The organism is Sphaerochaeta sp., assembly GCF_050178175.1.
Lineage (GTDB): Bacteria > Spirochaetota > Spirochaetia > Sphaerochaetales > Sphaerochaetaceae > Sphaerochaeta.
Genome location: NZ_JBFXGH010000083.1, coordinates 1 through 9,476, shown reverse-complemented (window position 1 = coordinate 9,476; position 9,476 = coordinate 1). Strand labels below are relative to the sequence as shown.

Below are 9,476 nucleotides of genomic sequence, written 5' to 3'. Positions count from 1 at the left end.
GTCTGTAAGGCCAATTTTTTCCCTTCAAGAGAGGGCGACCGGGTCCCGATGACAGAGACCGAAGGAGCCTTCAACAGGGATATATTTCCCTGCACATAGAGAAAACGCGGAGCATAGGCAAAGGTATATACCTGGGAAGGCCAGAAAGGACTTTGTTCATCAATAACCAATACTTTATCACCCATCTCCTCAAAGAATGGCCGACAATGATAGTAGGCTTCACTGATTTTGCTCTCTTCCGTTGCCAGGAAGGAGGCATACTCTTTGATATGCAAAGGGAGTGGATCAGTCACATCAATGCGAGAGGAAGCCCATGAAAAGGCTTCCCCTGCTTTTGATTCTGCTCCACCGCAGGCTCTCACGAGTGTTTCATAATGCAGGGCCCTGACTGCTGTTGCATCCATGCCTTGACTCTACCACTGTTGTCCTGTTTGGGCAATCGAGCGAAAAACTGGCTTTACCTGCAAAGAGCTTCAGCGATATCCCTCATCCCTGAAAGGTGTTCTTCAGTTGGGTTCCAATTGACCTTCATCTCAGGTTCCACAACAGAGAAGCCTGCCTTTGAAAGTTCCTCACGTAGGATACCTACCCCTTCTCCGCTCCAGCCATAACAACCAAACACCGCAGCGCTTTTTTTCTTGAACTGCAACTCAGAGAGGAAGTGAAGCCAACCACCGACTGAGGAGAGTATCGACTTACCGACAGTGGGAGAACCCAAGGCTATTGCCTTCGATTTAAACACCTCAGTCATGATATCATTCTTGTCTGTCTGGCTGATGCTGAACACTTTCACTACGGTATCCCCATCCAGAGCCTGGATCTCTCCAGCCAAGGCATGCGCAAGCTGTTTCGTGCCGTCCCACATAGTGTCATAGACAATGGTGATCTGGTTCTCCTGATAGGAGTCAGCCCAAGCAGCATATGCGTTGACGATTTGCATCGGGTTATCGCGCCAGATGGCGCCATGGCTTGGTGCTATGATATCGATAGGGAGGTTCAAAGCCACAATCTCTTCAATCTTTCGTTTTACCAGAGGCGAGAATGGGTTGAGTATATTCGCATAATACTTCATTGCTTCAGTCCAGAGCAAACACTGGTCAGCCTTGTCATTGAAGAGTTCCTCAACCGCATAGTGCTGCCCGAAGGCGTCATTCGAGAAGAGAATATTATCACCGGTCAAATAGGTTGCCATGCTGTCAGGCCAATGCAACATCCTCATCTCAACAAATACCAACTGCTTTCCGTTACCGATATCCAGGCTGTCACCTGTTTTTACCACTTGGTAATTCCACTCAGGGTGGTGATACTGCCCGACAAGGGACTTGACTGCATTGGCTGTACAGTAAATCGGGAGGTTGGGCACTTTTTCCATGAGATACGGAAGCGCTCCACTATGATCGACTTCCCCATGATTGACAACAATGAAGTCAAGCTTCTCCAGGTTGATCTCTTTCTCGAGATTTTCCCGGAACTGTTTGTCATAGGGTTTCCAGATGGTATCGATGAGAACGGTCTTCTCCTCTTCAATGAGGTATGCGTTCTGGCTGGATCCATGATTTACTGAATAATCATCACCATGGAATTTCTGCAACTCCCAATCAATCTTACCAATCCAAGAGACATTGTTCTTTACCAGTCGCTTCATGCATTTACTCCTTCTGCATACTTTGGAAATAGGATGCTGTTCTCTTTATAGATGTGCAAGAATATATCCTCCACCAACTGCTTAAGCAGCGAGTATGTTGCCCGATAGGTTGCACACCCATCAGAGGGAGCGGTGAAATCATTTGTTGCCTTGATCAAGCTCTTGATCAAATCACCAGCTGCCTCATGCTCCGACTCCAGCGAGACAACCTTATCATAGGCTTCTTTTGTAGCCTCGCTCTGCATCAGGGGGAACACTTCCTCTTCCTCTTGCACAAAGTGTAGCATGAGTTCAGTACGAAGGGTACTGAAGAGGGTATAAACTTCTCGCAGTTCATCCTTGTGTCTTGGATAATGGGCTGAAAGCAAGGTAAGTAGATTTCCATCGATGGATGAGAGCAATGCTCTTTCATCCTTATGGTGTGTTGCCAATAGATGAGAGATGAGTTCACTCAATCCCATTGTATATATATCCCCAGCAATCACCTTGCTGTGTTTTTCATCTTGCTCTGCAATAAAGGATTCCAGCTTCTTGAGCGTGGACTTGATTTCATACCCTTGCTCCTCGAGTGATTCGTACAGGAAATGGTCACCTCCACAACAGTAGTCGATATGGTGTTCATTGAGGAAAATGGTAGTAGAGGGATTATGTTTAACCAGTTCTGAAAGTTTGATGTTCTGCATTTTGTGACTCCTTGTTTCTTGGTTTCAGTCACAGTGTACAGAAGCATTGAGTACTCAACTATGATTCAAATCAACTTTCAAAGGAAATTGCTTCCAATTTTGCCATATCAAGAATCTTGAGTTTCCCTTTCCCCTCCACACGGAGAATCCCTTCATCTTTCAGGGAGGACAGCTTTCGGTTTACTGTCTCCTTGGTCAGATGAAGTGCACTGCCAATGTCATCCTGGGTAAGATGCAGTGTGGTACTTCCGGTTTTCCGATACCGCTCAAACAAATACATGCAGATACGTTTCTGTATATCAGAGGTGGAGAGCATCTCAACTTGCAGGCGATACTGGTCAAGCTTGGCATTCAGGTAGGTCATGGATTTCAGGGCGATCTCAGGTTTCTGAAGGATCAGATGCTGAAGTTCTTCCGCCTTGATCATACAGATACCGAGGGGCTCTGCTGCTACTCCCGTCTCCCTGGCCACGCTGGAAAGGAAGAGCTGATCACCTCCATAAAAATCCCCAGGAAAGAGCGTATCAAGAATATACTCTGAACCATCACTGCCATAGCGAACCAATTTCAGCGATCCCTTCCTGACTAGGTAGAGACTGTCCGCTCTATCACCTTCACGAAAGAGGACAGATCCAGGGACAAGCTCAATCTGTCGGATCAAGCGTTGCACTTCCTGGATTTGCTCATTCTCCAGATTCTGGAAAATGGGTATATGATGCAAACACGGTTCACTCCCGTTTGCACAAAAGCTGCACTGGTGTGTTGTTTCCAAGATTTAGTCGTCCTCGTACAGTTCGTTGACGGTAGCCCAGGCGTCTCCATCACCTAAGCGCAGTCCCCTCAGCAGTTCATATTGATGGAGCAATACCGTAAGGTGTTTCTTTTTGACTTCTTCGGGATCTTCAATTCCCACCACAGCCTTCAATTCTGCACTCTGGGAAGGGAGGGCCATCACCCGATGATACTCCTCAACCATCCTCTTCTTGGTCAGATGGTAAAAATCCTGTACATCCAAGATCAAGGGGGGCATGTAATTCCGACGTTCCAAGTCCTGTGCGGTCTTTTCAATCTGGGCTTCACTTGCATCCGGTCCCAAGCTTTCATAGGTTGCCTGTAAATCATGCATGTGTTGTTCCTCCTACCCCTATGATACTGAAGGTTGGGCTAAAAAGCAAAACGAATAAGAGGGTATGAAATATTTGAGACCAAACATCATTCCATAGTTTTTCTGTAACTAAATACCCAAACATCAATATTTTTCCATTAATCCCTCATCTTTAACATCCTCAAACGATACACTCTGTAGCCTGAAGATGTCTTCACTCTCTGCTTCTATATGCCACCTCTCACTACATACTGCGTGCAGGAATGCCGCATCATGACTGATACATACCAATGATCCTTCCCAATCACAGAGAGCCTTCTGTAAGGCTAGGCGAGATGGAAGGTCTAGGTGGTTTGTGGGTTCATCAAGTAAAAGCACTGAGATAGGTTCCTCGAAAAGTAGGCTGAGCAGAAGTTTCTTCGCCTCTCCGGGGCTTGCCAGAACCGATGAGCGGATAAGAGCAGGGTCGCTTCCAAGTCTTGTGAGGCTGGAGAGAACACGTCCCTTGGTTGTAGGATCCATGACATGCAGATCCTGCAAGGCTTGTTCGCATGCAGAGAGTTCTTGCTCTTGAGGAACATAGGCTACCTGTATTCCCTGTGCTGAAATCAAGGAGCGTAGATACTGCATAAAAGTGGACTTGCCACTTCCATTCTTCCCCGTGATGGCAACACGGTCCAAAGGACCAATCTCTAGCAAATCAAAGAAGAGCTTTCTCTCAGGTCCCAAGGGTAAACTGCCCGTAGGAATACGGACGATCAGGTCTCGCTTCAGGGGATTACTCCCGATGGTAATGCCCGAGACGGGTCCTTGCAGATCCAACTTGTTGGCCTCGACAAGACCGCCCTGAATTTCCTGCAGCGAGGAGTGCAAGTGCACTGCCCTTGTTTCCATCTGAGCTTTCAGCCTACCTGCTTTCCCGTCTGCACCAGAGAGCCGAGCCCCATCAATCTTTGCTTTTGCATCATGATCCTTGGCATCGATATTCCGTTTTGACTTTCTGCTGTCCTGAACGCTGGCTATCTGGCTTCTTCGCTTCAGCTCTGTAGTGATTCGTGATACCTGCTTCCGCGCGTTTTGGAGTGTTTGTTGTGAGGATTCAGAAATCCTGCTTGACTCCTGTAATGCTACTGAGGGTCTACAGTGCAGTACCCTAACATAGGGAGCATGGACAATGACCGTATTGGTGCAGAGCCTGTCTGAGAGAGCGCGGTCATGACTGACCAGGATCCCGATACCCTTGAAGCTTTCCAGAGCATCACCGACCATCCTGATCGCCTCCTCGTCCAGATGGTTGGTTGGCTCGTCAATGGTAATGGCTTCCGGCTCCTCGTAGAGGGCACAACCGATCTGGGCACGTTTCCTTTCTCCATGGCTCAGCGTTTCCCAGCGATAGAACCAGTCTCGATCAATCTGCAACAGACCATGGAGCCTGCAGGCTTCCCTGTCATAGGCTCCAGTAAAGGTCTCGAAGTTTGAAGGAGGATCATCGGTCCTCTGTGCTACGTACGTAGTATGGTCGGGACGGATAACTGTTCCTTTCTCTGGTTTCAGAATTCCGCTTGCAAGTTGTAGCAGGGTACTTTTACCAGCCCCATTTGCTCCAAGAATCGCGGTCCAGCCGACAGCAAAGGTCAGATCGATGTACTCAAAAAGAGGTAGTGTTGCTTGTGGATATTGAAATCGCAATGATGATAAATGAATCGTTGTCTTGCCCATGAATTTGGTCTCCCTTATCGGGGTACGGGCATATTTCCGGTGGAGCTAACATAACTATACCAATCGAATACACCGAACCCCTCATTTGTGTTGTGAGTGTTCTACTTGTGTGATTCGATTAGTTCTTCATTGCTGTAAGGCGCTCCATGGTTTGTAGTATTTCTATCTGTTTATACCAGACTACAGAAGGATTAGCAATGCTGGTTCATTTGCATCTGTTGGCATACTCTGTGAAGAAATGTGTTTCCCTATCATGATATACACTTATTATAATATTGTATTGTAATTACTTACGCTATTTACTCTTTGTAATGCTGGTTGTCTCTCTATAACATTATGAGCATACTTGTAAGTGAAGAGAGGAAACTGACCGGCTGAGCATCTGAGCACTACTAGCAAGCGGTCGGGGATTCCTCTCTTCATCTGTTCAGATGCTCCTGCAGGAACCCCAAATTCCGTAAGCTCATTCAAGATGATTACGCTAGCGCTACATTCAGCGAATGGTTTCCACCAAAAGCAAAACTCCCCATCCGTATAGGACAGGGAGCTCTCTGTTTTGCCGCCTCTCAGAATTGAACTGAGGACACAAGGATTTTCAGTCCTTTGCTCTACCAACTGAGCTAAAGCGGCGTCAACGTCATCTTGTATACCCTAATTCTCTCACACTTGTCAACACCTTTTGGGAAAAACAGGGGAATCTTGCCCAAACAACCCCCATCTGTTACAGTCTGGTTGTCATGAACACCACACAACCGGTACTGCTTTCAGTCGAACATTTGAGCTTCTCCTTTTCCAAGGACAAGCAAATTCTTGGGGACATAAGCTTCTCAGTCAACCAAGGAAGCTTCACGCTTATCAGTGGGCCAAATGGTGCTGGAAAAAGCATCCTTCTGCGTTGTCTTAAGGGTTTACTGAAACCTAGCGGTGGATCAATCTACCTCTCGGGAGAGGATGTAACAAAGAATCCGAAAAAAAGACTTCACTCCATTGGTTTGGTGTTTCAGGATGCTGATACCCAGATAGTAGGGCAGACGGTGGAGAAGGATATCCGTTTCGGTATGGAAAACCTCTCTTTGGATGAAAATGAACAACAGAGAAGACTGGATGAGGTGCTTGCCCTGATGAACCTCCAGAACCAGAGAGACCAGCGTCCTCGTACGCTCAGTGGAGGGGAAAAGAGAAAACTCTCGATAGCTGGTATTTTGGTCATGGACCCGAAACTGATCATTCTTGATGAGCCGTTTGCCAACCTCGACTACCGCTCTGCAGTAAGTGTATTGGAAACACTGCTTGCATTGCAGCAAAGCGGACACACGATCATCATCGTCAGCCATGAAATCGACAAGGTCCTTGCACATGCTGACCAGGTACTTGTTCTGGAAGCAGGAATGGTTGCTGTACAAGGGACAAAACACTCTGTTTTTGAACACCTCGAAGACCATGGCATGTATGTTCCGAAAACAAGTAATGTTGAGGACCTGACATGGCTGAAGCACTGATCTTTCACTACCGTAAACAAGATAGCTTTCTCAACCACTGCAACCCGATGACCAAGTTTCTCTCTGTCATCGTCCTCTGCCTTGCCCTGATCTATATCTCACTGTGGGGCATTCTGATTATTTTCTCTACCTTGATGATCGCTGGCATTTCCCAACACTTGCCGCTTAGGCAGTACCAGAGAGAGCTCAGGTTCTTCTTGGTCCTCCTGGCCCTGATCACCATCATGGAGTATGTTTCCAGCAACGACTGGATACGCACAGCCTCTGCATTCTTCCGGTTCAGCACCATCATACTCTCAGGCATCCTTATTGCAGACAGTACCGCCCCAGATGACCTAGCCAGGTCACTGGGGAGTCTATTGGACAAGGTCCCCTTCATCAATGGATGGAGAATAGCAAGCAGTATTGAACTCACGCTCTCTCTGCTTCCCATGATATTCGATGCCTCCCTTGAAGCGAATACCGCGAGAAAAGCAAGACTGGAAATCAGAAGGAATCCTTACAGAACCATCATAGGACTCTCCACCAGTATCTTTCTCTTGTTGCTGGATAAGGCAGAGGACCTTTCACTTGCCCTTGAAGCAAGAAACTACGACCCGGACATGCCGCGTACCCGCCTTCGCTATGGGAAGAATGATGTACTGCTCTGTATACTGATTATGCTGATCACTCCCGCCAGCTTCGTGGTATAATAATCCCATGCGAGACAAAGAGAGCTTGAGGGCACAGTTGCTATCCCGAGAAAAAACCTTGCGAGGAACAGATTTCACTGGGGAAGACCTCCTGAGTTGCTCTGCATTACTCTCCAGTACACTTTATAAGGAGGCCTCTTGGGTCTTTGGTTTCTTTCCCCTTCCCTCTGAGGTTGATATCAGAGTCGTTCTGCATGATGCAATAGCACACAAGCATCTTGCCTTACCACTTTGCAGACCTGATGGCACCATGAGCTTTCAGGAAGTATTGGGGCTGGATCAACTACATACAGGAAGTCTGGGAATTACTGAGCCGCTAGAGGGGAACACTGTAATTCCTTCCACCGACACCCTTATCCTGGTTCCTGGAGTTGCCTTCACCCACCAGAGAAAACGCCTTGGAAGAGGCAAAGGCTACTACGATCGGTTTCTACTGGCGTACAGGGAATCATTCACACTCGGCATCTGCCGTAGGCATCAACTTCTTAAGAACATCCCAACTGATCAATGGGACATTGAGGTCAATGGACTATTATGTGGGGGGACCTTCTTCTAGGCTGGGCCGTTGGCAGAACCAGACAAACTCCTGGTTAGCCATCATGGAAAGGAACCGCAGGCAAGCCTCATCACTCTTGCTTTGCTGCAGATTCAGAAGGTGTTCTCGCATCTGCTCGGTACGCACTCCCCTCAGAATGGAACTTAAGGCACCGAGGTACTTCATCTGGATGGAAGGGGAAGAGGCAATCACAAACAGGAGATGGACGGGCATCCCATCACTGCTCCCGTACTCTATGCCCTCTTTGCTGATGCCCAATGCAATGTGGACTTCATTGATACCGAGAATCTTTCCATGGGCAACAGCAACCCCGTGTCCAATACCCGTTGACTGAATATGCTCACGACGAAGCACCCCGCGCTTGAAACGCTCGAGGTCAGGGAGAGACGTGAACACTGAACAGGAATCTATCACTTCCAGGATGGCCTGGGTCTTATCTTTCGACGTAAGCTGACAGATCACCGATTGGCAATCATTGGGAATATCCACTGGGTAACTATACACAAAGAAAGTAAGGATATCAAGGGAGCGAAACCGGTAAACCAGACCCGCCCCCAGTCATCCTTATGCCAGATCCTTTAGATAGGCATTCATTGCCTTCGCGGCCTTTCTTCCCTGCCCCATGGCAAGGATAACCGTTGCAGCGCCAAGGACGATATCACCACCTGCGTAGACCCCCCTAAGCGTGGTCTCACAGGTCTCCTCGTTTACGATGAAGTTACCCCTTCGATTAACCTCAATACCATCAGTAGTCGCCTTGATGAGAGGATTGCTGTCATTCCCAATGGCAATAATGGCTGTATCGAAGTCAAAGATTTTCTCACTGCCTGGAATCTCCACAGGACGGCGACGACCGGAAGCGTCAGGCTCTCCCAGCTCGCAGGTGATCAGCTCAACACCGTTGACCCTTCCCTTCTCATCAGCGGTAATCTTCACGGGCGAATGAAGGAACAGGAATTTGACGCCCTCTTCCTTTGCGTGATTCACTTCCTCACGGCGGGCAGGCATTTCCATCTCTGTACGGCGGTAGATGATGACTACTTCCTCTGCACCAAGCCGCTTTGCAGTCCTTGCAGCATCCATCGCCACATTACCGCCACCAAAGACAGCAACCTTCCTGGAATGGTAGAGAGGGGTCCGTGACTTCCCTGCAGCATATGCCTTCATCAGGTTGCTCCGGGTCAGGTACTCATTTGCTGAGAATACCCCTACATAATTCTCTCCCTCGATACCGAGGAACTTGGGAAGTCCTGCCCCCGATCCGACAAATACGGCATCAAAACCATCCTTCTCCATCAGGTCGGTAATTTTTCGTGTCTTCCCTACCAGGTAGTTGGTCCTGATTTCAACTCCCATATCCTTGAGATTCTGCAATTCATGTTCCACAATCTTCTTGGGAAGACGGAACTCAGGAATACCATAGACCAATACTCCCCCAGCCTTGTGCAGGGCCTCAAACATCACTACAGAGTGGCCTTCCCTGCGTAGATCGGCTGCAGCTGAGATACTTGCAGGACCAGACCCTACAACAGCAACCTTACGTCCACTATCAGGCTTGATGGGAGGAACCCTCTCAA

General features: G+C 48.1%; 11 protein-coding genes and 1 tRNA gene. 3 read left to right on the top strand and 9 right to left on the bottom strand.

Translation table 11 applies throughout. The annotated features are described in order from the left end of the window. The 7 genes from AB7S66_RS09180 to AB7S66_RS09150 form a co-directional block, all read right to left on the bottom strand. Nucleotides 1–404, bottom strand: a 404-nt coding sequence (locus tag AB7S66_RS09180; protein WP_428519290.1) for a DNA-processing protein DprA, incomplete at its 3' end; no start/stop codon positions are given. A gap of 53 nt (nt 405–457) precedes the next feature. Further along, entirely contained in the window at nt 458–1,645 is a 1,188-nt protein-coding gene (locus tag AB7S66_RS09175; RefSeq protein ID WP_198892550.1) for a flavodoxin domain-containing protein, read from the bottom strand. After that, nucleotides 1,642–2,328 (bottom strand): DUF542 domain-containing protein, encoded by a 687-nt coding sequence (locus AB7S66_RS09170; protein ID WP_198892549.1) that lies wholly within the window; start codon nt 2,326–2,328, stop codon nt 1,642–1,644. The genes AB7S66_RS09175 and AB7S66_RS09170 overlap by 4 nt, the downstream gene beginning before the upstream one ends. 70 nt (nt 2,329–2,398) lie before the next feature. Then, on the bottom strand, nt 2,399–3,100 hold the full coding sequence (locus AB7S66_RS09165) for a Crp/Fnr family transcriptional regulator (protein WP_428519288.1): 702 nt from the start codon (nt 3,098–3,100) through the stop codon (nt 2,399–2,401). Nucleotides 3,101–3,103: 3 nt separating this feature from the next. Further along, on the bottom strand, nt 3,104–3,454 hold the full coding sequence (locus AB7S66_RS09160) for a hypothetical protein (RefSeq protein ID WP_428519286.1): 351 nt from the start codon (nt 3,452–3,454) through the stop codon (nt 3,104–3,106). A gap of 123 nt (nt 3,455–3,577) precedes the next feature. After that, nucleotides 3,578–5,152 (bottom strand): ATP-binding cassette domain-containing protein, encoded by a 1,575-nt coding sequence (locus AB7S66_RS09155; protein ID WP_428519284.1) that lies wholly within the window; start codon nt 5,150–5,152, stop codon nt 3,578–3,580. Between the two features lie 557 nt (nt 5,153–5,709). Continuing rightward, nucleotides 5,710–5,782: transfer RNA gene (locus tag AB7S66_RS09150), tRNA-Phe, on the bottom strand. A gap of 107 nt (nt 5,783–5,889) precedes the next feature. On the opposite strand from AB7S66_RS09150, the gene AB7S66_RS09145 reads away from it, so the two are divergent. From AB7S66_RS09145 to AB7S66_RS09135, 3 genes are read left to right on the top strand one after another with little or no spacing between them, the layout of a single operon-like run. Next, nucleotides 5,890–6,651: an energy-coupling factor ABC transporter ATP-binding protein gene (locus tag AB7S66_RS09145; protein ID WP_428519282.1), complete on the top strand. Its 762-nt coding sequence runs from the start codon at nt 5,890–5,892 to the stop codon at nt 6,649–6,651. After that, a complete protein-coding gene (locus AB7S66_RS09140; protein ID WP_428519280.1) occupies nt 6,636–7,343 on the top strand; it encodes an energy-coupling factor transporter transmembrane component T family protein in 708 nt (235 codons plus the stop codon). The genes AB7S66_RS09145 and AB7S66_RS09140 overlap by 16 nt, the downstream gene beginning before the upstream one ends. Before the next feature lie 7 nt (nt 7,344–7,350). Next, nucleotides 7,351–7,899, top strand: a complete 549-nt coding sequence (locus tag AB7S66_RS09135) for a 5-formyltetrahydrofolate cyclo-ligase (protein ID WP_428519278.1) — start codon at nt 7,351–7,353, stop codon at nt 7,897–7,899. Here the strand turns inward: AB7S66_RS09135 and AB7S66_RS09130 are convergent. Continuing rightward, on the bottom strand, nt 7,876–8,388 hold the full coding sequence (locus tag AB7S66_RS09130; RefSeq protein ID WP_428519276.1) for a PTS sugar transporter subunit IIA: 513 nt from the start codon (nt 8,386–8,388) through the stop codon (nt 7,876–7,878). The two genes, AB7S66_RS09135 and AB7S66_RS09130, sit on opposite strands and share 24 nt — an antisense overlap. Nucleotides 8,389–8,463: 75 nt before the next feature. Continuing rightward, on the bottom strand, nt 8,464–9,476 hold a 1,013-nt coding region (locus AB7S66_RS09125), incomplete at its 5' end, for an FAD-dependent oxidoreductase (protein WP_428519274.1).

Coding starts and splice junctions, on each gene's coding strand:
- AB7S66_RS09175 (WP_198892550.1), bottom strand. CDS start 1,645: ATGAAGCGACTGGTAAAGAACAATGTCTCTTGGATTGGTAAGATTGAT.
- AB7S66_RS09170 (WP_198892549.1), bottom strand. CDS start 2,328: ATGCAGAACATCAAACTTTCAGAACTGGTTAAACATAATCCCTCTACT.
- AB7S66_RS09160 (WP_428519286.1), bottom strand. CDS start 3,454: ATGCATGATTTACAGGCAACCTATGAAAGCTTGGGACCGGATGCAAGT.
- AB7S66_RS09155 (WP_428519284.1), bottom strand. CDS start 5,152: ATGGGCAAGACAACGATTCATTTATCATCATTGCGATTTCAATATCCA.
- AB7S66_RS09145 (WP_428519282.1), top strand. CDS start 5,890: ATGAACACCACACAACCGGTACTGCTTTCAGTCGAACATTTGAGCTTC.
- AB7S66_RS09140 (WP_428519280.1), top strand. CDS start 6,636: ATGGCTGAAGCACTGATCTTTCACTACCGTAAACAAGATAGCTTTCTC.
- AB7S66_RS09135 (WP_428519278.1), top strand. CDS start 7,351: ATGCGAGACAAAGAGAGCTTGAGGGCACAGTTGCTATCCCGAGAAAAA.